The organism is Vibrio sp. Hep-1b-8, from assembly GCF_006124995.1.
Classification (GTDB): Bacteria; Pseudomonadota; Gammaproteobacteria; order Enterobacterales; family Vibrionaceae; genus Vibrio.
Genome location: NZ_QEWN01000108.1, coordinates 101,397 through 126,820, shown reverse-complemented (window position 1 = coordinate 126,820; position 25,424 = coordinate 101,397). Strand labels below are relative to the sequence as shown.

21 protein-coding genes and 3 pseudogenes are annotated in these 25,424 nt (G+C 43.2%); 3 read left to right on the top strand and 21 right to left on the bottom strand.

The window, feature by feature from the left end; translation table 11 throughout:
- Positions 1–22: 22 nt before the first annotated feature.
- The gene (locus tag DA100_RS12160; protein WP_138972378.1) at positions 23–574 is read right to left on the bottom strand and encodes a hypothetical protein; all 552 of its coding nucleotides are present in this window, start codon (positions 572–574) and stop codon (positions 23–25) included.
- 400 nt (positions 575–974) lie between these two features.
- Between DA100_RS12160 and DA100_RS12155 the strand changes: the two are divergent.
- A pseudogene (locus tag DA100_RS12155) lies at positions 975–1,238 on the top strand (IS110 family transposase); the annotation flags it as partial.
- 3 nt (positions 1,239–1,241) lie between these two features.
- Here DA100_RS12155 and DA100_RS12150 read toward each other — a convergent pair.
- The 9 genes and pseudogenes from DA100_RS12150 to matP all read right to left on the bottom strand — a co-directional run bounded on the left by DA100_RS12150 (position 1,242) and on the right by matP (position 5,360).
- Positions 1,242–1,919, bottom strand: a complete 678-nt coding sequence (locus DA100_RS12150; protein ID WP_138972377.1) for a hypothetical protein — start codon at positions 1,917–1,919, stop codon at positions 1,242–1,244.
- A 209-nt stretch (positions 1,920–2,128) separates the two neighbouring features.
- Positions 2,129–2,254, bottom strand: a complete 126-nt coding sequence (locus DA100_RS21520; RefSeq protein ID WP_276608342.1) for a hypothetical protein — start codon at positions 2,252–2,254, stop codon at positions 2,129–2,131.
- Positions 2,247–2,393 carry a hypothetical protein gene (locus tag DA100_RS20990; RefSeq protein WP_171052211.1) on the bottom strand — a complete coding sequence of 49 codons (147 nt, stop codon included), beginning with the start codon at positions 2,391–2,393 and terminating at the stop codon, positions 2,247–2,249. The genes DA100_RS21520 and DA100_RS20990 overlap by 8 nt, the downstream gene beginning before the upstream one ends.
- 8 nt (positions 2,394–2,401) lie before the next feature.
- Positions 2,402–2,668 (bottom strand): annotated as a pseudogene (locus DA100_RS21345) (hypothetical protein); the annotation flags it as partial.
- Positions 2,578–2,841 (bottom strand): annotated as a pseudogene (locus DA100_RS21160) (Txe/YoeB family addiction module toxin); the annotation flags it as partial. The pseudogenes DA100_RS21160 and DA100_RS21345, both read right to left, overlap by 91 nt.
- Before the next feature lie 115 nt (positions 2,842–2,956).
- Positions 2,957–3,451: a hypothetical protein gene (locus tag DA100_RS12135; protein ID WP_138972376.1), complete on the bottom strand. Its 495-nt coding sequence runs from the start codon at positions 3,449–3,451 to the stop codon at positions 2,957–2,959.
- 142 nt (positions 3,452–3,593) lie between these two features.
- Positions 3,594–4,334: an outer membrane beta-barrel protein gene (locus DA100_RS12130; RefSeq protein ID WP_138972375.1), complete on the bottom strand. Its 741-nt coding sequence runs from the start codon at positions 4,332–4,334 to the stop codon at positions 3,594–3,596.
- A gap of 254 nt (positions 4,335–4,588) precedes the next feature.
- Positions 4,589–4,900 carry a DUF3634 family protein gene (locus DA100_RS12125; protein ID WP_138972374.1) on the bottom strand — a complete coding sequence of 104 codons (312 nt, stop codon included), beginning with the start codon at positions 4,898–4,900 and terminating at the stop codon, positions 4,589–4,591.
- A 13-nt stretch (positions 4,901–4,913) separates the two neighbouring features.
- Entirely contained in the window at positions 4,914–5,360 is a 447-nt protein-coding gene (matP, locus tag DA100_RS12120) for a macrodomain Ter protein MatP (RefSeq protein ID WP_138972373.1), read from the bottom strand.
- Positions 5,361–5,531: 171 nt separating this feature from the next.
- On the opposite strand from matP, the gene DA100_RS12115 reads away from it, so the two are divergent.
- Both DA100_RS12115 and fabA read left to right on the top strand, forming a co-directional pair.
- Positions 5,532–7,178, top strand: coding sequence for a Lon protease family protein (locus DA100_RS12115; RefSeq protein ID WP_138972372.1), 1,647 nt, complete (start codon positions 5,532–5,534; stop codon positions 7,176–7,178).
- 91 nt (positions 7,179–7,269) lie between these two features.
- Positions 7,270–7,788 (top strand): bifunctional 3-hydroxydecanoyl-ACP dehydratase/trans-2-decenoyl-ACP isomerase, encoded by a 519-nt coding sequence (gene fabA / locus DA100_RS12110; protein ID WP_138972371.1) that lies wholly within the window; start codon positions 7,270–7,272, stop codon positions 7,786–7,788.
- 132 nt (positions 7,789–7,920) lie between these two features.
- On the opposite strand, the gene rmf is transcribed toward fabA, so the two are convergent.
- From rmf to DA100_RS12055, 11 genes are all read right to left on the bottom strand, one after another.
- On the bottom strand, positions 7,921–8,094 hold the full coding sequence (gene rmf, locus DA100_RS12105) for a ribosome modulation factor (RefSeq protein ID WP_004414030.1): 174 nt from the start codon (positions 8,092–8,094) through the stop codon (positions 7,921–7,923).
- A gap of 202 nt (positions 8,095–8,296) precedes the next feature.
- Positions 8,297–9,898, bottom strand: a complete 1,602-nt coding sequence (locus DA100_RS12100) for a DUF3466 family protein (RefSeq protein ID WP_138972370.1) — start codon at positions 9,896–9,898, stop codon at positions 8,297–8,299.
- A 5-nt stretch (positions 9,899–9,903) separates the two neighbouring features.
- A complete protein-coding gene (locus tag DA100_RS12095) occupies positions 9,904–11,820 on the bottom strand; it encodes an ABC transporter ATP-binding protein (RefSeq protein WP_138972369.1) in 1,917 nt (638 codons plus the stop codon).
- Positions 11,801–12,040 carry a glutaredoxin family protein gene (locus tag DA100_RS12090; RefSeq protein WP_138972368.1) on the bottom strand — a complete coding sequence of 80 codons (240 nt, stop codon included), beginning with the start codon at positions 12,038–12,040 and terminating at the stop codon, positions 11,801–11,803. The genes DA100_RS12095 and DA100_RS12090 overlap by 20 nt, the downstream gene beginning before the upstream one ends.
- Positions 12,041–12,047: 7 nt before the next feature.
- Positions 12,048–14,171, bottom strand: a complete 2,124-nt coding sequence (gene rlmKL, locus DA100_RS12085; RefSeq protein WP_138972382.1) for a bifunctional 23S rRNA (guanine(2069)-N(7))-methyltransferase RlmK/23S rRNA (guanine(2445)-N(2))-methyltransferase RlmL — start codon at positions 14,169–14,171, stop codon at positions 12,048–12,050.
- Positions 14,172–14,642: 471 nt separating this feature from the next.
- On the bottom strand, positions 14,643–15,188 hold the full coding sequence (locus DA100_RS12080; protein WP_138972367.1) for a cell division protein ZapC: 546 nt from the start codon (positions 15,186–15,188) through the stop codon (positions 14,643–14,645).
- Between the two features lie 180 nt (positions 15,189–15,368).
- Positions 15,369–16,379, bottom strand: a complete 1,011-nt coding sequence (gene pyrD, locus DA100_RS12075; protein ID WP_138972366.1) for a quinone-dependent dihydroorotate dehydrogenase — start codon at positions 16,377–16,379, stop codon at positions 15,369–15,371.
- Between the two features lie 87 nt (positions 16,380–16,466).
- On the bottom strand, positions 16,467–21,308 hold the full coding sequence (locus tag DA100_RS12070; protein ID WP_138972365.1) for an NAD-glutamate dehydrogenase: 4,842 nt from the start codon (positions 21,306–21,308) through the stop codon (positions 16,467–16,469).
- A 186-nt stretch (positions 21,309–21,494) separates the two neighbouring features.
- Entirely contained in the window at positions 21,495–21,713 is a 219-nt protein-coding gene (locus tag DA100_RS12065; protein WP_138972364.1) for a DUF2835 domain-containing protein, read from the bottom strand.
- Between the two features lie 97 nt (positions 21,714–21,810).
- A complete protein-coding gene (gene pepN / locus DA100_RS12060) occupies positions 21,811–24,417 on the bottom strand; it encodes an aminopeptidase N (RefSeq protein WP_138972363.1) in 2,607 nt (868 codons plus the stop codon).
- 231 nt (positions 24,418–24,648) lie between these two features.
- A complete protein-coding gene (locus DA100_RS12055) occupies positions 24,649–25,311 on the bottom strand; it encodes a hypothetical protein (protein ID WP_138972362.1) in 663 nt (220 codons plus the stop codon).
- Positions 25,312–25,424 lie beyond the last annotated feature (113 nt).

Sequence of the window (25,424 nt, the reverse complement as noted above, 5' to 3'; positions counted from 1 at the left end):
TCAACACGGTGCTGGTGAACGCTTACAAAAAACGTACGTCGACATTATCTTCATATAGTTCAAAGCGTTTCGCTATATCTAGTTGATGCACATTAGTATTATACCACAACATAAACTCTTCGAACGCTGACTCAAACATAGGGTAGTAATTTTGATATAAGTGCTGCATTTCTTGATCAACAGCTAGCTTAGTGGAATTGTAATTGGTTTTAAATAGTTGCTGATTAAGATTGAGCCTAGGTGTATGAAAAATAAAATAAATTGGATTAAGAAATGAAATTGTTAAATCTGGATATACTTCGTGATCATCCACATCAGTCTCATTTACCATTTGTAACACAACCGAGAAGAACACCGCAGCGCAACTCGCTATATCCCCATGGAATACTACTTTGATCTTAACACCACGGTTCAAAGCCAATTTCAGCTCTTTTATAGCTAAGTTCAAGAGTGCAACCTGTCCACCTGGGTTATTCGCAACTGTCAGCTCTGCCGTAGCGCCTTTGGACTGCTGCTTAAGCCAATCAGCAACTTCTTCAACATGCCTGGGATCAGAAAATGTTCGTAAAATCATATTATTACCTCAGGTTAAATTTTGGATCTATCTTACCATAATATTTTCATTTGTAGAGATGGCACCCTGCGCCATAACGTCGTATTCAGTGGTGAGTAACGCTACCTAAACACCATTGTGACATAAACACTTAAACTGAATGAAATAAACTGGACATGCCATATAAGCGTTGCGAATCACTCTTAAACAGATTGTATGGATAATAACTAACGCAATCGGGTAATGTGAGACCCAGGCTTTAGCTGCAACTAAAGCTTTCCATGTAGTAGTTCGTTTAAACGCTGGCTCCTCTTTTGAGAGACCGATAACAAACATGAACACTACATAGGACTCCAAGCATAAACCTCGAATAGTCGACTGGGTCTCGAACCCGCATTACGCAAGCAAGAGTTAGCTTATTATGAATAATAAATTGAAGCAAAACATCAACGTCGGAGTTGATACCGGGAAAACACAATTAGATATCCACATTAGACCGTTAGACATATTTTTCTCAGTAGAAAACACAGACAAAGGTATCAAAGAAGCATTAAGAATCATAAATAAATACAGTCCTGAACGCATCGTAATTGAAGCTACAGGCCGCTTAGAGATGCCATTTGTGCTAGCTTGCGCCGAGGCCAATTTACCTATTGTGCGTGCCAACCCTGTACACATTAAACGCTTGTTAGAAATAAATCTCACGCGGTTCTAAGGATTTAAATTCATCCTTATACAAGCACAAAAAGTTTTCAATTTGAATCGGGTGAAGAGGCTGTAGCGCATCAGGTAGATCTCTTAAAGGAACACTAATTTTTTCAGATACTCCGGAAGATACTAGTGCCTTATCTTCAAGGTTCGTCATACCTCTTTGTGCACCAGCGTGCAGGTATACAGAAGTAGGAGCGATATTTCTTGAGGCACCAATTCGCACCGAAGTATCATATATTGCCAACGGACCAAAGCCATGTACCCTTTCACGTTTAACAATCTCAAAAATGTCCTCAAAGCTTTCAGTTTGAGAAAGTACAAATGAGCAATTCAACAGTTTAGTGCTCATATCGTGTAACTTTGATACTTCGATGCCACGATCTTCACCCATAAAATTTTTATAGTGTTGTTGATGTGGATGTCGAACACGGATTGTTTTCCCACCATAAGAAAATTCAAAGATTCCCAAGCAAGATAATCTAATGACACTTTCAAAATCATCGAGTGACTTATAAAAGTTCAGATATTCATCTAAATATCCTTTTGCGCTTGAGAACCTAAAAACTTGTTCTAGTTTCTCACCATTCTCTTGATGAAACTTCATTTTAGGAGTGAACGGTGTATTACAATATTTATAAACTAATTTTTCTAACATAAAGCCAACTCATATTTATTTTTTATTTCTAACGCTTATTAGCATGCAACATGCCGCCTAACATGTGCCTAGTCTAAACAGAACGCCAAACCAAATAAACTTTAACTGACTGAATTGTTACCATTTTATGATTCATATCATGAATTTGAGTGCATAATGCGATGCGTAGCACGTCAAACACTAAAAACCGCCCTGGTTGGCGGTTTTGGTTAGCGTCTGCGGCGGGTTTTGCGTCGTTTGCTTTTGGATGCTTTGACGACCCGGCCGCCTTTGATGGTGTAGCCTTTTTTGAGCTGGCCGTTGGCCTTGCGCCGTTTTCTGCTTCGTTTAGCCATGTTTGTCCTCCAGTTGTCGGATGCGTTGTTCCTGGTCTTGTTGAACCTTTTTGATCCAGTTGATGTCGGTTTTGAGCGCCGCGATGGTGCCGGCACTGGAGACCAGGCCGGTGATTAGTGATATGAGCATGGCTTCCATCAGTCCCATCATTTGCCCCTGAATTTTGCGGAAAAGAATTCGAGTAAGTAGCGCACCATGGCGCGCATGCCGAGGGTATCTATGACAACCGCGCCAACCACATACCAGTACGGTTCTGGGATGTTCTGCAGGGCTGCGAAGCCTTGTTCGACGTAGGGCGCGTAATCGGGAATAAAGGATAGGATCAAGGGTATGAAGACGACGAGAAGAATGAATTCGTCTTTGTAGCCCCGCTCTCGGATGCTGACTTCATCGAGACTACTGGCCTGCTCATCGACTCATCGACGTCACAAACCAGTCGATTGGTATCTTCAATTCTGCGTGACCAGAATCCAGCTGAGTTTTATTTTAACGGCTCTGGTTTACCAATGCCTTCAAACAGAGAACGCTTTACGTCGATAATGAGCTTGTTGATACGCTTGAGGGTTTTCTTGTCTTGGTCTTGCCAATCAGATCTCGCTGGGTGATAGAACGGTTCAAGTGATCTGCATTTTGCTGTGAACGCGGCTTTAAGGCCATTTCTAGACTCGGTAAATAACACCCCCACATACCTGGGCTAATCGCTAGTCATACAGCTCCGATACTTGCAACGGATCAAATGGTTTATTGAATGGCTTGGTCTCTAAGAGAATTTGAATTTGACGCAAATCTATACTCTCAAAGGCATCTTGTTGCTCTCTATGTCGAAACACCTTCTTAATTGTTAGCCAATCATCCAGTCGTTGAGAGTCGCCTGTTTCTGCTACATATGCTAGCAACGTTCGGCTATATTCGGCTTCTTCTTCCGCGATGCATGTATCCATTGTCATCTGACTTAGCAGTAATAATGCTGCCTTTTTCTGCTCACTGCTCAGTTCATTAAACCATGGTGAGGCCACTTGTTGCTTTTCAAGCGGCCGTCGCATTTGAGCACATTGCTCCACTTTAAGGTTTAAGTTATCGTAAGCCTTTAGCATGTTGATGCGCAGGTGATCAGACCAACTCATGGCACCGGCTGGTAAAGTAAGGAGCATGAATAATGCAGTGACATATTGTTTTCTATAACGCATTGTAAACACAGGTCCAAAACTCCTTTTCTTTTCCCATCGATAGCGAAGCCGTATTGTAAGCGATCTGTTCTAATCGAGCTCTGCGAATTGGATCAACAGACTTCAGTGCTTGAGCAAAAAGCTCCCAATCATAGAACACAGCTCACTGGTGTTACAGCGTATCGATTTCACATGATGTTTCGCTGTCATCTACCGTTAACCGGCGCATTTCAACACATCGGTTCAATGATCTGCTTTCTGGCGTCATGTTCGATGTTATAGGCTTTGATGCACCCTCGCCCTTAGTCTCTATTTGCTCAGGAAGTATTTCCTTTCCTTCAAGCCACATTGCGACGTTAGTCGATGACGCAGATGGTAAACGTGGTACGGAACTTCCCAGAGTAAATGCGGCGCTCAACAATAAGGTATGGCTGTTGTAATTACCAATTTCATCAATGTACTGGTATCCCCCAGAAACCTTAAATTTATCGGTAACCCAATAAGTTAAGCCTGTTTCAACCATCGGGGATACGTCTTTCAGCGTACTTTGGCTTTGTTTCGAATCCCAATATGCGACGCCGAGCCGAGCATAGATACTGTAGTTATTTGACAGAAAGTAGTCGTACTTAAGCGCACTCTCGACAATTGAGGCGGTGCTCGTGTTTTCGGTATCTAAAGCTCCGCGCTGTTGAAATGCAATGTCCCAACTATACATTCGATTTAACTCAAGTCCGCCATAGATACCTTGCATCGTTCCCTTTGAAGCTTGACCATTTGACGTATCGACAGGAAATTGGTATGCGTCATTTTGACCAATGAATGGTGAAAATGGGTAGCCGTTCTCCTCAGCTTGTGATGATTCGAATACTAATAGAGAAGCCAAAATTAATAGGTAGTATTGTTTATTGAGCATAGTAATTTAATTGCGTGAATACGTTCACTACAGAATAATTATTTATCGATGATGCTGTGTTTCAGATTTGAATCATCTTTCAATCCATCCCTTGATAAAAATTACAACGTAACAATAATTTCACCCCCGGAAAACTTCGGTTTGATAAGCTAAAGATAGGGATTTCTTAACTAAACGTTTAGTTATAGTGCTTTATTTGAGTGGTTTTTAATCAAGACACTGCTACGATCTAGAGTATCAAACATTGCATTAGCTTAACTGCTGCGTTTTTTGCCTTTGCTCGTAAAGCCTTGAAATGGGAATACATTGCGAATACGCTGCTGTATTTTTTTCGGAATCTGCTTAGACATCACTAGCTTAGTGCCTGTACGTTGCTGATAAACTTTAAGCTCCCCACTGAATGGCGTACGTTCCGCAATTTCAACAACATTGTGTTTAAAGCCCGGCGGGAAATGCCCTTTTTCTTTGGTAATTTTACCCTCGGTAAAGGTCACTCTAAGTACTGGCCTATCGACGGCAACTAACCAAAATATAATAGCGGATGCGACAAGAATAACGTATAGCATAGTTCTATCCTTATTAATCGAGAAGCTTACTTAAATCCTCTTTGAGGCTACTCACTGCCTTACTCGCTTTTTCACTTCGAGAAGCTTCAGAAAGCAGATACTCTATCGCATCGGATAAAGTGCAACCCAACTCGTTTGCTCGGTGTGACAACTTCTCCCATACACGGTAATCAAGATCTATAGATTTTTTCTTTGTGTGTATCTGTTCTGCATTGAAATGACGTTTACGTTTTGCACGAATGGCCTGTTTGAGCTTGTTATCGAGTTCAGGAGCCATATGAGTTTCTATCCACTCAACCACCTTTATGGGTTGGTGTTCTAACTGACGTAACTCGTTAACCGCGCTATCTGCTGCACTAGTATCAATGTGGCAAGTGATCGCTTCTCCCGCTTTCCACTTATTGATTAGATAATTCCATTTCCAACCACACTCTAGGTTTTCAAGCTGTTGATATTTCATTGCAAAGTCATTCCGTTTCAGTTGTAGGTGACAGCGTAACCCTAACCATGCAAAGTTACAATCCCTATTGTAATCGAAAAGAGATCAAGATCATGAGATAAAATTATCTATATATACCAGAAGCATTTTTCTATATAATTTCGCTCCATTTTACGTATATGAACTGAATTGATGAATCAAGAAAGCTGGCACGCTGTTACCCCGCAATATTCGCAATATGACGCTCAAATCAATCGATTTAATCAGCTAGAGAAAGTTGATTTTTTTGACATCCAGCCACGTCTCAAACAAGCAATTAATACCCTATGTAGCGTGAATGGCTTTAACCGTATATTGATGGTCAATGCGGTCGACAATGCCTTTTACCGCAATATCGTTAAAGATGGTCTAGTTAGAACGGATAGTTCCAAACCGGTATTAACGACGGAATCTTTAGACATTGCCACTTTAGTCGGTTCATATACCTGCGACGACAAAGGTGACATTGTCACTAAAGTTGAAGGACTTTTAGATAAAGCAGACGGCGGATATCTGATCACACCGGTCACATTATTACTCGCCAATCCCGCTAGTTGGCAGATGATTAAGTCTGCTGTTCTTGGTGAACAGATTAGCCCTGTCAATGCCAATCCTCGCAAAATTGCGGTAGAGAAACCTTGTCGTCAATACGAAATCAAGCTTGTTCTTGTTGGTGACCGTCACCAAATTGCAGATTTCGAATACATTGAACCAGAGCTTTATTGCGGCCTTGCGATGTTTACAGAGATTGAGCAAGAACTTCCTCTTAATAAACAGAGCATCGATACTTACTTAGGGTATATTGCTTGGCTAGTTGATGAATACCAGCTCCCTACACTCTCCTTTGGTGCTATTCACCGTTTAATGATTGCAGGTGCAAGGTACACAGAAGATCAGCACTACATGCCGATAGAGACACTTTGGTATCTTTCATTACTCAACGAAGCTGTGCTCACATCAAATGGTAAAGTCATTTCAGAGCAAGACCTCGACCAAGCGATTGCAAATAAATATCAGCGTGAATCTTATCTCCCAGAGCGCGCTTTGGCTGACATTACGGACGGTCAAGTAATCATCGAGACTGAGGGTGAATGTATTGGTCAGGTCAATGGACTCACTGTTATTGATGTTCCTGGGCATCCCATGTCTTACGGCGAACCAGCACGAATCTCTTGTGTGATCCATTTTGGTGATGGTGATATCTCAGATGTGGAACGCAAAGCGGAACTTGGTGGTAATCTACACGCCAAAGGCATGATGATCATGCAAGCTTTCGTCAGCAGCGCACTCAATTTAGATGAACCTTTGCCCTATTCTGCTTCGGTTGTTTTCGAACAGTCATACAGTGAAGTAGATGGAGACAGTGCGTCGTTGGCAGAGCTCTGCTCTTTTGTCAGCGCACTTTCGGAATATCCGATTGATCAGCAGATCGCGGTGACTGGCGCGGTAGACCAATTTGGTCGTGTGCAAGCTGTTGGCGGTCTCAACGAGAAAATCGAAGGCTTCTATCACGTGTGTAAGCATAACGGCTTTACAGGTGATCAAGGTGTAATTCTGCCTAAGTCGAATTTAAAACATTTATCGCTTAATAAAGATGTGGTAGAAAGCATCAAAAATAACGAATTTCATATCTGGTCGGTATCTAACGTCGATGAGGCAATTCCAATCATTATGGGTAAACCATTCCGTGGTGATGACGAAGAGAGTGTGATCAGTAGAATCGCGCAACGTATTGAAAACTTTGAAAGACATGAACACCCACAAGGAATTGTGGAACGCATCAAAAACTGGTTGTTTTAACCGAGTTTTAATTCATATTTTTACTGATCGGAGTTGTTTAGCGTACACGTGTTCACTAACATGCTGCTATCAAAATTTGGAGTAATTGATAATGCAAAACAAACGTGATTCTTATAACCGTGAAGATCTTCTAGCATCTAGCCAAGGTGAACTATTTGGTGAAGGCTATCCTCAGCTTCCAGCACCTAATATGCTAATGATGGATCGCATCACTAAAATGTCAGAAACTGAAGGTGATTTCGGTAAGGGTCTAATTCTAGCAGAACTAGATATTACTCCGGATCTATGGTTCTTTGATTGCCACTTCCCTGGCGACCCAGTAATGCCTGGTTGTCTTGGTCTAGACGCTATGTGGCAGCTAGTTGGTTTCTTCCTTGGCTGGGTTGGCGGTAAAGGTAAAGGTCGTGCTTTAGGTGTCGGCGAAGTTAAGTTTACTGGCCAAATCCTACCGACTGCCAAAAAAGTTACTTACGAAATTAACATGAAACGTGTAGTAAACCGTAAGCTAGTAATGGGTCTTGCTGATGGCCGTGTATTAGTTGATGGCAAAGAGATTTACGTTGCAAAAGACCTTAAAGTAGGCCTTTTCCAAGACACATCTGCTTTTTAAGCGCAAATGTTTCAACAAACGACTCTTCGGAGTCGTTTTTTTGAACCAAATGCATTTAGTTATAGTGCATTAATAGCATCATTAAAAGCCCCTTTCGGGGCTAAATCCTATTTCGTATGTGGAGAGTGAGTGTTATTTGTAGAGACCAGAGTGTTTATCTTCTCTGGCATCGCGCCAACCACCAAGCCAATAAGATCGAGCATCCATCTGCTGGTATGGACATGCCTCCATCGAGCGGCCATTTAGGCCCGCTTTATATCCTTGAGATTGAGCTCTTTCTAAGCGGTCACGCTTTTGTCTCTTCATAGTGTCGTCCTCATACATAAAATGTGTCTTAACGTACTACTTTATCTATCGCAGACTGACTATCGTTAGCACAGCACTAGTCGATAGAAGTGAAGTTTTTATGACTTCACCATTAAGATTCGATCAAAATGACGCTTAATTCAAGGTATAAAAAAGGCACAGATCCAAAACTGTGAACCTGTGCCCTAGTTGAAAATTTAACCTATTTTCTACGGAACCCTAGAAACCCTAATAGAGTCAGAGCGATAAAGCCAATTGTGCCACCTTGACGCTCAACCGTCTCCTGAGTAACAGGACGAGTGCTTATATCTGTCGCTGTCTGACCATTGATAGGAACAAGTTTCACCCCAACAAGTGATGCGCCTGCATTACATGTGGCGTCAATAGCTTCACTGTCAAAGCCACCAGCACAGTAGTACGCTGTCGCTGCAATGATACCCGCGTCGTTGATGTCAGCGGCTTCAATTATGCGATATTGATTGTTATCAGTGGAAGCACCAGCACCATAGGTTAGATCATCCAAGTAACGTGCAATACCACCGATAGGCGCGGAACCAGTGACAGTACCTAAGTTAGTGATAAACGCACGTTTAGCACGCGGTTTACCATTGGTCTCTTTGTGACTTTCAAAGTCGATAGTACCAACTACATCGTTGGCGTTGTTAATACCGCCTGCTTTACCATTTGCGCCGTTAAAAAAGATGCTACCACTAAATGCTTTGTAGACTGGTGATGTTAAGTTGTCGACATAAAACAATGTATTCGCATATGCACCATTAAGGGCTTGGTTCAGTTTTGCTGTACCAATTGCGATACCGTTGTTATTAACCGCTTGTAGCGTTTGGTTAGCGTATTCAGACGTTGCATAAGGGAAACCATCAACAGCTTTTGAAGTCCAGCTCGTTCCACCATTGTTATCCGATTTAAACACGGTTGCTCTAAAATACACCTCGCTGTCGGAGTTATAACCAACAGCATATAGAACATTCCCATCTTTTATAATGTCTCGAGCACTAGCGTGAGCTCTACGATCGCCATTATTTGTGGTAGTACTACTGATCCAATCAATCGGAGCTTGTAATGCTCCATCGACCCAAACCGCGGCATACGAATTGTTATCACTGGTAGCGTGGTTTGATGTTTTAGTAACGCTTCCTACTGTGTAGTACGTGCCACCATCCTGCAACGTTTTCCAAGCATGTGATTCTGCGTAAGCCGTACTATTGTGAGTTAGAGATAAATCAGCAACTGATGTACCATTGATACTAGTAAACGCAACGTTACGAGAAGAACCTCCAATAGTTCTATTCCCTGTTGCAAAGCCACTATCAATACTATTGACGACGGTATTCTCTGCGTACAAAGCGGAATCATTTATGTAAGCAATAGACCCTGCATAGTTGCCACCTTGTTCTTTAGCATAGCCTTGCGTGTACTGCTTATCAGCCCAGTCATCGCACAAAGAATCTGAGTAACCTAAGAAGGTACGACAGTAATTTCTAAAACCATTGTAATTATCATCAAGGTATGTCCAACCGTATGGTAAAAAGAACGGTGACTCATCACGATACTGGAACCCTTCACGGTAGCGCTTAACTTCTGTCGCCATTTCAGAAGTAGAATCTGAACACGCACTGCTCCAGCAATTAGTTGCATTTGGAGCAACAGCTACACCGTAAGTTTGTAGGCTAGAGCTGGTTCCCTCTGGGTCTTGCAAATAAACATTATAAAGCGCTGCATGAGCACCGAAAGAAGCAGCGACCGTTGCTGCCACTAGTGAAACTTTAAAAATATTACTACTCATTAATCTTAACTTTCCTGTTGCATCGCTTCGAGCTCTTCCCAGCGTTCGAAAGCAATCTCAAGCTCCTGCTCTGTCGCAGCTAGCTTATCTAATACGGGTTGCGTCTGCTCTACGGGTTTGGAAAAGAAATCAGCACTGTTAACCTGCTGTTGCAAGTTTTCAATATCCACTTCTAATTGTTCGAGTTTGGCTGGCAATGCTTCTAACTCGCGCTGTAGTTTATAAGATAACTTCTTAGGTTTGCTCTTTGTTACAGCGGTTTTGGGAGTTTCCTCAACCTGTTTAACGCTCGACTCAACTTTTTCGCTATTACGCGCTTTTTTAACCTGAAGACGCTGTTGCTGTGCGTCGTGGTAGCCACCGACAAATTCCTCAATAACACCATCGCCTTCGAATATCCAACTGTTGGTCACGGTGTTATCGACAAACTGACGATCGTGACTGACAAGCAACAATGTACCCTGATAATTGGCAAGTAAATCCTCTAAAAGTTCCAATGTTTCGATATCTAAATCGTTAGTTGGTTCATCAAGTACCAACAAGTTATTGGATTTAAGAAAAATACGCGCCAAAAGAAGACGGTTTTTCTCACCACCAGACAAGGCTTTGACCGGTGTTCGCGCGCGATGAGGAGCAAATAGAAAATCCTGCAAGTAACTCAGCGCATGACGCTGTCGACCACCAACCATCACCTCTTGCTTACCATCAGCAAGGTTATCGATAACAGATTTCTCTGGATCAAGCACTTCACGATATTGGTCAAAATACGCGACTTCTAGCTTGGTACCACAGTGAAGCTTGCCTTGCGAAGGCTTGAGCTCATCCAGCAGCAATTTAAGCAAGGTACTTTTACCACAACCATTAGGACCGATTAGAGCGATGCGGTCACCACGCATGATGTTGAAAGAGAAATCTTTAACAATGGCCTTACCTTCAATGCTGTAACCAAGATTTTGCGCTTCAAATACGATTTTGCCTGAGCGTGATGCATCATCAATCTGAATGTTCGCCTTACCCTGCACATCACGGCGATTGTAGCGTTCCTCTCGAAGCTTCTTAAGTGCGCGGACGCGACCCTCGTTACGGGTACGACGCGCTTTGATGCCTTGACGAATCCAGACCTCTTCTTGAGCAAGCTTTTTATCAAACTCGGCGTTTTGCATCTCTTCGACGCGCAGCATCTCTTCTTTTTCAACGAGGTAATTATCATAATCACCAGGAAAAGACGCTAACTTACCGCGATCAAGATCGACGATGCGTGTAGCCATAGACTTGATGAATGCACGGTCGTGAGAAATAAAGATAATCGAACCTCGGAAATCCTTTAAAAAGTTCTCCAACCATTCGATTGTCGTCACGTCGAGGTGGTTAGTAGGCTCATCAAGCAACAAAACATCAGGATCACGCACCAAGGCGCGCGCTAACGCTGCTTTACGCTGCCACCCACCAGACAAATCCGTCAGCTTGGTGTGACCATCAAGATTTAGCGCGTCCATAACATTTTTAATGCGATCTTCGAAACGCCATGCGCCCGAGTGTTCAAGCTGCTCTTGAATTCTAGCCAATTTGTTGATGTTTTTTTCACAGGCATCATGAGCAATCAGATCTAACTGATCTTGGTAGATCTTTAGTTGTTGACCGATTTCTGCTAACCCACCAGCAACGTAATCGAAGACTGTCCCTTCTTCATTGCGCGGCGGATCTTGTTCTAAGCGAGAGACGACAACATCTTGAGTAACTGTCAGCTTGCCATCATCTAATAGCACCTCACCCGCCAGAACTTTCATTAAGGTAGATTTGCCCGCACCATTTCGGCCAACCAAACAGACTCTTTCATTGGTTTGTAGAGCGAAGTCAGCATGGTCTAGTAAAGGATGATCACCGTATGCCAGCAATCCGTTATTAATCGTAAGTAATGCCATTATTGCGTAACCAAACTTTTAATTGTTCCAAATCAAACGGCCAATTCAACTCATTACCTTGGCAACTGAGCACCGGAATAGTGACGCCGTAACGAGAAAACAGCTCATCATCGAAAGCTATATCGATAATCTCGACTTGATCTGAAATGTGGAGTTGTTGAGTTAGGGAAAATGCCATCTCACAAAGATGGCACCCTTCTGTACTGTATAACGTAATCACGTCAACGTTATTCCTTGTGTGTTATCACCCAGCAGTTGTGGATATGCTTGTTGCGCGAAAAATCCATAGGTAACGTTTGGTGAGAAATGTTGTTCGCTTGGAGTCCTAGGTCTGCAAGCGACTCTAAATCCATTTTAAAGTGACGTTTGTTATTCGAGAACACTATCGTACCGCCAGAGCGAAGCAGACGTTTTAAGTTTTTCATTAGCTGAATGTGATCGCGCTGGACATCAAAACTCTGTTCCATACGTTTAGAGTTAGAAAACGTCGGTGGATCGATAAAGATAAGATCAAACTGAGCAGTCGATTTCTCTAACCACTGTAAGCAGTCTGCTTGCTCAAATCGGTGTTGACGACCAACCTGCCCGTTGAGCTTCATGTTCTCTTTCGCCCACTCAAGATAGGTATTCGACATATCAACCGTCGTTGTGGAATTTGCGCCACCACACGCCGCATGAACGGTGCCAGAGCCTGTGTAAGCAAAAAGATTAAGGAAATCCTTACCCTGAGCCATTTCACCCAGTTTACGTCGGGTAATCTTATGATCGAGGAATAAACCCGTATCCAAGTAATCGTGGAGATTAACGGAAAGCTTTACACCATACTCATTGACCACAAGTGTCTCTGACTGTTGAGACAGCTTCTGGTATTGAGCACGACCTTTCTGTTTTTCTCGTACTTTAAGTACCACCTTATTCGCCGGTGTACCCGTCACTTGAATCGTTGCACGGATAATGTCCGTCAAGCGGCGCTTGGCCTTCTCTTCGGGAATGTCCTTAGGTGCGGCGTACTCTTGAATAACCAACTGGTCTAGGTAAACGTCAATTGCAACGTTATAGTCAGGCAAATCCGCATCGTAAACGCGGTAGCAATCTAGTTTCTCTTTACGCGCCCACTTACCAATCTTAGCGATGTTCTTTTTCAGTCTGTTTGAAAAATCCGGTGCAACCAATGATTCTGTGACATTGTCACTTGAGTCTTGAGCAGCTCGCTCACTAATAGAATAGTTCTTCTGGTGACACGGTAACGCACCATTGTTCAATTTGAACTGCTTGTCTGCTCTCATACGCAAACAGCTCAGCAATTCATCTGAACTAGAGAAAATTGATGCCTGACATCCACCAAATTGCGATTTTAGCTGTGCGCCAAATGCGGTGTATAGAGCGATTAAACCAGGATGAGTGCCTAAACGTTCACCGTATGGTGGGTTACAAACAATAACCCCTGCTTCGAATCCTTCTGGTCGCATAATCTCTGCGGCGTCACCCTGTTTGAACTCAATCAATGAATCAACGCCAGCTCGACGTGCGTTATCTTGAGCTGTTTTTAGTACACGAGCATCGTTATCAAAGCCGAAAAACTTAGTGTCAATTTTTTTGACACCACGACGAGCCTGCACTGAAGCTTCAGATTTAATCTCTGCCCAAAGCTCTGGTTCAAAATCATCTAAAGACTCAAAGCCCCACTTAGCACGGTTCACACCTGGAGCCATGTTAGCAGCCATCATCGCTGCCTCGATAAGTAATGTACCTGAACCACACATTGGGTCTAGTAATGGTTTATCCGCACTCCAACCACTTCTGAGGATGATTGCAGCGGCCAACGTTTCGCGTAGAGGCGCGCGACCCGATTCTGTACGATAGCCACGTTGGTGCAAACCACCACCTACCATATCTAGGCCAAGGATGGCTTTGTCCTTGTGCAGGCGCACATGGACACGAAGATCGGGTTGATCTTTACTGATCGAAGGACGAGGTAGATTCTTCTTCTCATAACAATCCACTATGGCATCTTTGACCTTCATTGCACCGTACTGGCTATTGCGGATTTCGCGGTTAGTACCATTGAAATCAACGACGAACGTCTTAGAACTGTGGAATTGATTAACCCAGTTCACTGAAGAAGAGGCAAGATAGAGATCCATATCATCGTTACAGGTGAACTCTGAGAGTACACGCACAAAACGGGATGCCAAACGACTCCATAGGCAGCAACGGTAAATCTGCTCGTTGCTCGCCTTGAAGCGAACACCAGCTTGTACTGGCTTAGCGTCGTTGATCCCTAGCTTAGTTAGCTCATCAACCAATAGGTTTTCTAAACCATTGGACGTAACCGCAAGATATTGATGCATAGTGATGTTTTTATTCTGTAGAAAATGACCCCGCATTATACCTGACATCATCACTTTATCGTTAGTTCATTCCAGAATTTCCCATCAATTATCTCTTTAAACGTTCATTTACTCGCCTCTTCATCGTTTGTAGCCAAATTTCACTAGGCAAACTTTTCGAAAACTCATCCAACGAAAAATCAAGCCCTCTGACCGAAGTGAATACTTATTCTCATGAAAATTGGTCTACACCAAGCCCACTTTTTAATGAAATTAAGTTACAATTTTCAGCTAAATGAGGAATTTACGTGCACTTGTATGCGCTAGAGGTGTTCTAGTGAGTAAAAATCAATCGCTTCGTTCGGTTAAAATTTGTACAAGAATCACATTTAATTGACTGCCAGGTCGTATCAACCCAGCCAAATTTTAGGCAAAAAAATGCCAGCGTTGAGCTGGCGGGAAATGAAACAAAGGAACGATAACTAATTTATGTCAGCTAACCAAAGCGATTGGCTGAGCATGGAAATGATGGTTGCAGACCACGAGACGGTCATGCATAACTTTAATCGCTTGTCCAAATTGAAGGCTTTTAGCGCCATTTAAAGCGAACTCTTCCAAACATACGTACGCACATAAACTGGCACACTCTCCCACTTCAAGAACGATAAAATATCCGTCGCTGTAGGCGTTGCTTAGACGAATTAAGTCACCCTCTTCTGGGGTCATCTGTCCGTCGGACAGATTATCGAAAAACCAGCTCTTAGGTTGTACAGGTTTATGAAAGCGCTTTGCTGCGACACAGTACAAAGCTAACTCTGCTTGTCTAGGTTCACTTAAACCTAATAGTGTGATTTGCTCTTTGTAAGTTTGAAATGCAGACGCATCATCAACTGAGAATTCATTGACGCCAATTGCGCAATCGACAATCAGCTTACGTGGAAGGTTGGTCTTGAATACCATATCATCACCCAGATCCAACATCAGATGCTGTTCTGCGTCATCATAGTACCAAGTCCATTTGTCATTGGGTTTAAGCATCGTTCCATCTCTGTATTGTTGTGTGAAATTAGGTAAACGCTTAATTACCTTTCCAAGTAATATCTGGATTTTATTAGTTCAGAGATGAAAAAAAAGAGGAAATGAAAACTCATTCCCTCTCAATTAATGCTGTTTGTTCGGCGTATTGATTTAGTGACAATGTCACTAAGCCTTTAAACTTTAGAGATTTTTTACAATATCGCGTACTAGGCTTGGGCCGTGATAAATGAAACCAGAGTAAACCTGAACCAGCTGAGCGCCAGCCATCATTTTTTCTTTTGCTGCAACATACGAATCAATACCACCAACACCAATTACTGGGATCTGATCTTGTAATTCTTCATGTAAGCGGCGAACCACTTCAGTACTACGCAGTTGCACAGGACGACCACTTAGCCCCCCTGCTTCATTAGCATGCTTCATACCCTCTACAATAGAGCGATCTAATGTAGTGTTGGTAGCAATGACTGCGTCAATCTTGTTATTGAGCAGTGATTGACAGATCTGTTTGATCTCGTCATCGCAAAGATCCGGCGCGATCTTCAGTGCCAGCGGGACATATTTGCCGTGTTTTTCGGCTAACTCTGCCTGTTTAACTTTTAGCTCTGATAATAATTCATCCAGAGCTTCACCATATTGCAACGAGCGCAATCCCGGCGTGTTTGGTGATGAAATGTTTACCGCGATATAGCCGGCATACTCATAGACTTTTTCCATACAAATTAGGTAGTCTTCAGCACCTTTTTCAATCGGAGTATCTTTGTTTTTGCCGATATTGATGCCAAGCACACAGTCGAACTTAGCTTTCTTCACGTTCTCAACTAAGTTGTCAACGCCTAGGTTGTTGAACCCCATACGGTTGATAATGCCTTCCGCTTCAACCAGACGGAACAAACGTGGCTTGTCATTTCCAGACTGAGGTCGCGGTGTGACGGTCCCTACTTCAACAAAGCCAAATCCCATCGCATCAAATGCTTCAATGCATTCGCCGTTTTTATCTAAACCTGCTGCCAAGCCGACTGGATTACGAAATGTTAAACCCATGCATTCGACGGGACGGTGTGGTAACTGCTGGCGATAAAGAAGATCGAATGGTGTGCCAGTAAAACGTTTGAAGTTTTGAATTGCAAGATCATGTGCCTTTTCGGCATCAAGTTGGAAAAAGCCAGTTCTGGCTAGACGGTAAAGCATTGTGCCTCCGAAAGAAAAAAGCCCCGTGTAAACGGGGCTGTATTATTAAATGTTTTACCGATTAATTCAACGAATTATAGCAATCGTTTACTCATTTGCTGAACAATTCAAGTTAAGCAACATCAGTTCACGTAGCGCTACCGAGAATTTTGCAAATTCATGCACTGAACCTACTTTAAATTCATTGAGGATATTTTCCCAACGATGTAGCGATACTTCATTTGTCACGATCCACTCATCAAGCGCTTTCATCACATCGAAATCTTCCGGTGCACAAGCACAGCTGAGAACTTGACCTGTTAGCTGACGTTGTTGCCAATCTAGATCTTCACGGAAAGCGGCACGTGCCAGTGCTTGCCAGTGGTTGTCTACTGCTTGGCCATTAATCTGTTTCAAGAACCAGTGCAGTGACAAACGATCGCCTAGGTTGTAGTACAGTTTTGCACTTTGTTCGACAGTTTTGCCTTTTTCACGCGCCACTGTGGAAATATCCAGTACTGAGTACAAACTAGAGAGACGAGCAACATAATTCGCAAGTTCTGCTTCAATACCCTGCTCGATCCAGTCTTGAGCCATTTGGTTGTGCTCTTTCACTTCGGAAGGAACAAGCATATCATCCAAGTGTTGCTTGATGGTTTCTACATCAGATTGGTAAAGCTCTATCAGAGATTTAACGCTCTGACGTCCGCTGCGGTTACGCAAGATCCAGCGAGATAGACGACGTAGAGTACGGCGTACGTAGAACATCATGTCATACTGAGCAACCGTTAATGCGTCGTTGTCTAGCTTACGGATATGTTCGAGAACTTGGCCAAGACCGAAGATTTCACGTGATGCAACATAAGCGTTAGCAATATCAACGACATGTGCTCCGGTTTCTTCTTGAAGACGAGTGACAAAGTTGCACCCCATCTCATTCACCATCTGATTTGCTAACGCAGTAGCAATAATTTCAGAGCGTAGAGGATGGTTAACCATTTGCGCTGAATAGTTACGGCGTAACTCGATTGGGAAATAATGAGTTAACTGCTGCGCATGGAATTCATCATTGGCGATGTCTTCGTGCACCAGTTCTTCTTTAAGCACCATTTTACCATACGCAACTAACACAGCTAGCTCTGGACGAGTTAGAGCCATACCTTGTTTTTCGCGTTCGATTAGCGTCTCATCATCAGGGATGTACTCAAGTGCACGGTCAAGGTACCCTGCTTTTTCCATTGTATGAATAAAGCGAATTTGCTCTTTGACTAAAGAAGTGCCTTGCTGTTCAGTCACCGAAATCGATTCTGACTGACAGTAAGCATCTTCCAGAACAATCTGACCCACTTCATCTTCCATCGACTCAAGGATCTCGTTGCGCTGTTTAACAGTAAGATCACCATTGGCAACCAAACCATTTAGGAAGATCTTGATGTTAACTTCGTTATCCGAACAGTCTACACCGCCAACATTGTCGACGAAGTCCGTATTGACACGACCACCAGTTAGAGCGTATTCAATACGTCCCAACTGAGTCATACCCAAGTTACCACCTTCACCCACAATCTTAGCTTTCAGATCGCGGCCATCGATACGCAATACATCGTTAGCACGGTCGCCAACATCCGTATGCGTTTCGGTCGATGCTTTAACGTAAGTACCGATACCACCATTCCATAGAAGATCCACTTCCATAGATAGAATCATTTTGATCAATTCACTTGGTGCGACTGACGTTTTCTTGGTACGCAGCATTTTCTGGATTTCAGGCGTCAGTGCAATTGATTTTGCGCTACGCAAGAAAATACCACCACCCTTAGAAATAAGATCCGCGTTGTAATCTTCCCAGCTAGAGCGAGGTAGATTAAACAGACGATTACGCTCTTCCCAGCTTGTTGCTGAGTCTGGATTAGGATCAATAAAGATGTGCATGTGGTTAAATGCCGCTTGGAGACGGATATGTTTAGATAGCAACATACCGTTACCAAACACATCCCCTGCCATATCACCAACACCAATAGCGGTAAAGTCAGTGGTCTGACAGTTTATGCCCATTTCACGGAAATGACGTTTGACCGATTCCCAACCACCTTTAGCAGTAATACCCATGGCTTTGTGGTCGTAGCCATTTGAACCACCGGAAGCAAATGCATCACCAAGCCAGAAGTTGTACTCTTCTGACACAGAGTTAGCCAAATCTGAGAAAGTCGCTGTACCTTTATCAGCGGCAACAACCAAGTATGGATCGTCCTCATCATGACGAACAACATTCTTAGGATGAACAACTTCACCTTCAATGATGTTGTCGGAAACGTCTAGTAATGCACAGATGAAACGTTTGTAACAACGTTGACCTTCAGCAAAAATCTCATCACGTCCGTTAAGCGTGTGCTGACGTTTACAAACGAAACCACCTTTAGCGCCGACAGGAACAATGACCGTGTTCTTAACTTGCTGAGCTTTAACCAATCCCAAGATTTCAGTACGGAAATCTTCTTGACGATCAGACCAACGTAACCCACCACGTGCTACTTTACCGCCACGCAAGTGAACACCCTCGATATCAGGTGCATAAACAAAGATTTCAAACGCAGGTACCGGTTGAGGAATCTCTGGAATCTCGGTTGGTTTCATCTTCAACGAAAGCCAAGGCTTAAACTGCTTGTTATCGTCGACTTGATAGTAGTTAGTGCGTAGTGTTGCCGTGATCATTTCCATGTAACGACGGATGATCCGATCGTCGTCCAAGCTCTCGACATGATCAAGTTGCTCTGTGATATGAGCAATCAGTTCACTTTGCCCTTTCTGGCTACCTTTGAATTTTGGTTCAAAACGTTTAGTAAATAGATCAACTAGACCTTTCGCCAAATCAGGATAATGGCTAAGAGTATCCTCGATGTATTGTTGACTAAATGGGAAGCCCACTTGACGCATGTAGCGAGCATAAGCACGCAAGATCGAAATTTCGCGACCTGTCAATGAAGCGCCAAGCACTAAGCGGTTAAAGCCATCACTCTCTAGTTCGCCTGCCCAGATAGCAGCAAAAGCTTGTTGGAAGCGATCTCGAGCTTCACGAAGATCAACACTCTTTTCGCTCTTATGAAGCATTGAGAAGTCGAGGATCCAGAATACTTGACCGTTCGTTTTGCGAACTTCATAAGGCGACTCACCAATCACTCTTAAGCCAAGGTTTTCTAACATTGGCATCACATCAGAAAGGTGGATTGGCTCATCACGGTGGTATAGCTTTAGACGGACAGACTTCGAATCCGCCGCCAACTCTTGCGGACGATAAAAAAGCATTCCAAGTTTGTTATCATCACTGAGTTTTTCTAGACGTTCAATATCCGCAACTGCCGAGCCAGGCATAACATCTTCTTTGTACGAACGAGGGAAAGCACGAAGGTATTCTTTCGCTAAAGGCAGGCCTTTACTCTCACCAAAGTTCGCTACGATCGCTTCTGATAAACGATCATCCCAAGTTGAAGATGCTTCCATTAAATTTTGCTCAATCGTTTTGACGTCTACGCCCATGTTGTTGTTATCAACACGAACAATGTAATGTGTACGAGCGAGAGGGCTCTCTGAGAAGTAGGTAGTAAATTCGACTTCTTGTTCACAGCCAAAATACTGTTTCAATATGCGCTGTGTTTGACGGCGAAGTTCTGTGTTGTAACGATCTTTTGTCACATACACCATACAACTGAAGAAACGACCAAACGGGTCTTTGCGAACGAACAGACGCAGCAGATCGCGATCTTGCATCTGAACAACACCCATACCGACTTCTAGCAACTCTTCTTCTTTTGCTTGAAGTAACTCATCTCTTGGGTAGTTTTCTAGAATATTGTGAAGTGCTTTGTAAGAGTATGATCCTTCGCGATAGCCACTCGCTTCAAGAATACGGCCTACCTTTTCACGGATCAGAGGGATACTCGCAACACTTTGGTTGTACACCGCTGACGTGTATAGACCTGTGAAGCGATGCTCACCAATCACCTTGCCGTTTTCATCAAACTTCTTGATGCCAATGTAGTCAGTATAGGCAGGGCGATGGATGCGTGAAGGTTGGTTACCTTTAGTGACGATCAATAGGAAAGGTTTCTTCGCTTCTAGTCGTGCAGAATCAGGGAAGTCCGAAAGTTTGACAGTACGAACACGGTCACGGCTTGCAAACAAACCAAGTCCTTTATCCGCAGTAGGTCTAAGCTCTGTATCACCATCGACAGTAACAAGATCGTATTCTTTGTAACCCATGAAGGTAAAGTTATGACTGCCTAACCAGCGTAGGAACTGGATAGATTCATCATAACGATCACGCTGAATCTCAATCTTACCCTGCTGCGCCTCAACTTTTGTGGTCACTTCTTCTAATTTTTCGACCATCAGTAACCAGTCTTGAACAACCAAGCCGGTGTCGTTAAGAATGCTCAACAGCTCTTCTTTAAGTGCCGCCATCGCTTCTTTGTCACTCAGACGGTCAACTTCAATATGGAAGAGAGATTGAAGTCCGCCCTCACCTTGGTTAATACCGGTAATCGCCCCTGTCTTAGAACGAGCGATTTGAGTCGGACCATGAAGCATTAAGTGTGATGAAAGATCCAAGCGGCTTAGTGCCATTTTTACTGAGTCGACCAAAAATGGACTATCAGGTACCACAATCTCAACGATTGTATGCGTTGATTGCCAGCCTTGGCGACTTACGGTTGGATTAAAAACTCGAACAGAAATCTCGTCAGCTTTTTTCTCATTGATATGGTGCCAAAGTGACACTACTGCGCCATACAAGTCAGATTCGTTACGGTCGACCAAATCGTCCTGAGAAATGTTGCTAAATAAATGTTGAGCAAGTTGGGTGACTAGGGGTTGATGAGCAAGCTCGAGTTTGTCTTGAATAAGTTTGTAAACTTTTTCAAGCAGAACCGGCATCAATGTTTCACGCGCGGTCATAATCACACTCCACAATTAGAATTGTATGTATTTTGGGGATGTTGTAAGCATAGTGCTTAACACGGGTAATGCCGCTTTATTGTAAAAGCTTTATTGATAAATAGTTAATTCTTTTGGGAGTGGTAGGAGGTGAAATGTTTGATAATGTGACTGATGTTCTATTTAAACTTCTATAAAATCAGTTGCTCACAGAAGTTCTAACTCTAAAAACTTATTATTTTGGTCAGTTGTTAATCTAAAGCGCCCTTTTAGGCCAATTTGACTAAGAAAAGGCCTGAAACGCGATGCAGGCAATTGTAGGCGTAAGCCATTGTCAGTCACCACTAAAACATTGCTTGCTGCCCCACTGTAGTGTGCGAGAAAAGTATGATAACTGATGTTGAGAGTAAAATAGTAATGCTTCATGAAATCGGTCAAAAAAGTCACGTTTTATCTGACAGTGATAGATAACTGTATAAATAAACAGTAGCACTAAAAAGTGCTACTGTTTTCGCCATATTGATTAAGATTCCAACGCTTTGGTCACTTTTTCAAACAGGTCTTTAGCCAGATTATCCATTGATTTTAATGCCTCTAGTTCCATTTTGATAAGCTCTTGGCGAGCAGTATCGTACTTACGGAACTTCAACAGCGGATCGATTAGACGAGAAGCTACCTGCGGGTTACTACTATTTAGCTCGCGTAAGATCTCCCCCGCAAACTGATAACCTTCACCAGATTTTGCATGGAAGCGTACTGGGTTCATATTGAGGAAAGAACCAATTAGGCTACGAATACGGTTAGGGTTTTTAAGACTAAACGCTTCGTGTTCCATCGTCTTCTTGATCGCCTCAAGTGCATCTTGCGCTGGATTGGTACCTTGTAAAGTAAACCACTTATCCATCACAAGACCATCATGTTTCCACTTATCGCTGTAGTCTTGCATTAATGCTTCACGACATTCTAACTGTGCACTATTCGCGGCACTCATTGCTGCAATGGTGTCAGTCATGTTATTAGCCTCAGCGTATTGCGTCTTGGCAAGTTCGTTACCCTGCTCGGCGTAAGCCAAAAAGCCTAAAGCTGTGTTTCGAAGAGAGCGTTGGCCGATTGCCGCATGTTCGATAGAGTACTCGGCTTGCTTAGAGCTATGATAAATCGCACTCAGCTCATCATTCAATTCAGTAGCGAGAATTACTTTCAATGCTTTCAGCACCTTAGCAATCGCATCGACATCCACCTGCTTGTACCAACCTAACACTTCATTGAAACTTGGTAGAGATAGCATCTCTGCAATGAATGCTGGTTCAAGGTCACTAGACAGAAGTACACCGCGGAAAGCGTCAATGACCGCCTCAGCAAGTTTAACCTCGCCACCAGCTTGAACATTTTCGACATTCGTACGAATGTACTTGGCAAGAAGCATTTGTCCTGCATCCCAACGAGCAAACTCGTTGCGCGCATGAACCATCAAGAAAATCAGCTCTTCATCACTGTAATCATATTCCAGTTTTACTGGCGCAGAGAATTCGCGTAGCAATGAAGGAACAGGGTTTTCAGCAACGTCTTCAAACACAAATGTCTGCTTCGCTTCAGTCACATCAAGAACATTACCAACAACAGATCCGTTACAGCGTAACTCAATCACCTCTCCATTTACCGCATAGAGCTCGACATCAAAAGGAATATGCAGGGCCTGCTTTTCTGCTTGATCCTGAGTTGGCTCCGTCGATTGCTCAACCGTCAATGTGTAGGTTTTTGCTTGTGCATCGTACTCGCTCGCTACGCATAATGTTGGTGTTCCAGACTGGCTATACCATAAACGGAATTGCTTAAGGTCAACACCGCTTGCATCTTCCATCGCTGAGACAAAATCTTCACAAGTCGCGGCCGTACCGTCGTGGCGTTCAAAGTACAGCTTCATGCCCTTTTGGAAACCCTCTTCACCAAGCAAGGTATGCATCATACGAATCACTTCACTGCCTTTTTCGTAAACCGTCAAAGTGTAGAAGTTGTTCATTTCAATCACTTGATCTGGGCGGATCGGATGAGACATCGGGCTGGCATCCTCAGCAAACTGAGGACCACGAATGATTCTTACATTGTTGATACGATTCACAGCACGAGAGCCAAGATCTGAAGAAAATTCTTGATCACGGAATACTGTCAAACCTTCTTTAAGGCTCAGTTGGAACCAGTCGCGACAAGTTACACGGTTCCCAGTCCAGTTATGGAAATATTCATGACCAATGACCGCTTCAATGCCTAAATAATCAGTGTCAGTCGCTGTTTTCTCATTCGCTAATACGAACTTAGAGTTGAAGATATTTAAACCCTTGTTCTCCATCGCTCCCATGTTAAAGAAATCGACCGCTACAATCATGTAGATATCCAAGTCATATTCAAGGCCGAAACGCTCTTCGTCCCACTTCATCGAGTTGATCAATGACGTCATCGCATGCGGAGCACGATCTAGGTTGCCCTTATCAACAAAAATTTCGAGTTCAACATTACGACCAGATTGAGTTACGTATTTGTCACGTAGTACATCGAAATCACCAGCGACCAAAGCGAACAGGTAAGCTGGTTTTGGATGAGGATCTTGCCACTGCACCCAATGACGTCCGCCTTCTAACTCTCCTTGCGCAATACGGTTACCATTGCTGAGTAAGAATGGGTTGTGCGCTTTATCTGCAATCACTTTCGTGGTGTATTTAGCTAGAACATCTGGACGATCCATGTAGTAAGTGATTCGACGGAAACCTTCCGCCTCACACTGAGTACAGAAAGCCCCACCCGATTTATACAGACCTTCTAGAGCGGTATTAGCTTCAGGATCAATTAAGGTCACAATCGTCAGAGTGAACTCAGATGGAAGCTGATGAATTTCTAATCCACCTTCAATTTCTCTGTAGTCTGACCAAGCTTCACCATTGACGGCGATACTTTGTAACTTGAGTTCTTCTCCGTCTAGGCGAAGTGTTGTTGCATCTTTAAGTTGCTTAACTTGAGAAACCGCGGTTACTGTCGTCTCGTTATCGTAGAGATCAAAGGTCAAATCAATATCAGTGATGGTGTGTGATGGTGATTGATAATCTTTGCGGTACTTGGCTTGAGGAGTCTGAGCCATGTCGAAATCCTTCTGACTGAATGCATCTGAACATTGCGCTGTAAAAGTCTAGCGCAGTAATAATAAAGTTCGGGAATTTTCCCGTTACAATTTGCGTATTAGCTTACAACTCTGGATATAAAAAAACGAGGTTCGATGTCGAAATACCTCGTTTTTTCTCTATTGTTGACATAAAAATCAAACTGTTTGTCTATTTAGTCAGCAAGGGGCACATTTCTCTACCACGCTTTATCAACGGATTCGATTTAATACGGCATACAGCGCGCCTTCTTCCATTTCCAAAGTCAGCGAATCTCGGTTCAGCGTGTATCGTGTTTCATGTTCACCATTTTCATAGAGAAGCACCAAGTGCTCGCCCTCTGTATAGTAAACACCTTTGTGTATCGCCTCATCGCCATCATCATTACTCACCCGGAACATAAAGACAAAATCTGGCTGTAAAATCAGATCCAACTTTTGTACGTCGCTGGCAAGAATATCATCGCCACCCAAATGTGCACTCGACCACATACCAGCCAATGCGTTGGACAACGCTTTAGTGAAAGTAACGCCATTTAAACTGAGTAAATTGTGATTGGCTGAATACTCATACATTTGAGGCTCTGAAGTATTCAATCCAAGAACCAAAGTATCTTCATTGGCTGTGTACAACCCTTCCCAGTGGTCGACTGAATAGTCCCTTTTCTGAATATCAATCTTAAAACTATAGTTTGAATCCAGCGACAGCTTGATCGCTAAAAAGTTTTCCTGCGACTGTTCAGGGTTAGGATTAACGAGGTACCAGTCTCCTAGCAGAAACGGTTGGTCGAACTGAGTTAAATCGCTGTTGTCTTTCACTCCATCAGCGAGCACCGAAAGGCTAAAAATTAATGATATTAGAGCTAACAATCTCATCACGTGCTCCTCACTCTTTTCTTTAAGCTTAGGCACGTCAGGTATATTTAGCTAAAAAAATTGATCTTTATCACAATATTTTATTGTATAAAAAAAGCGAGCCCAAATGACTC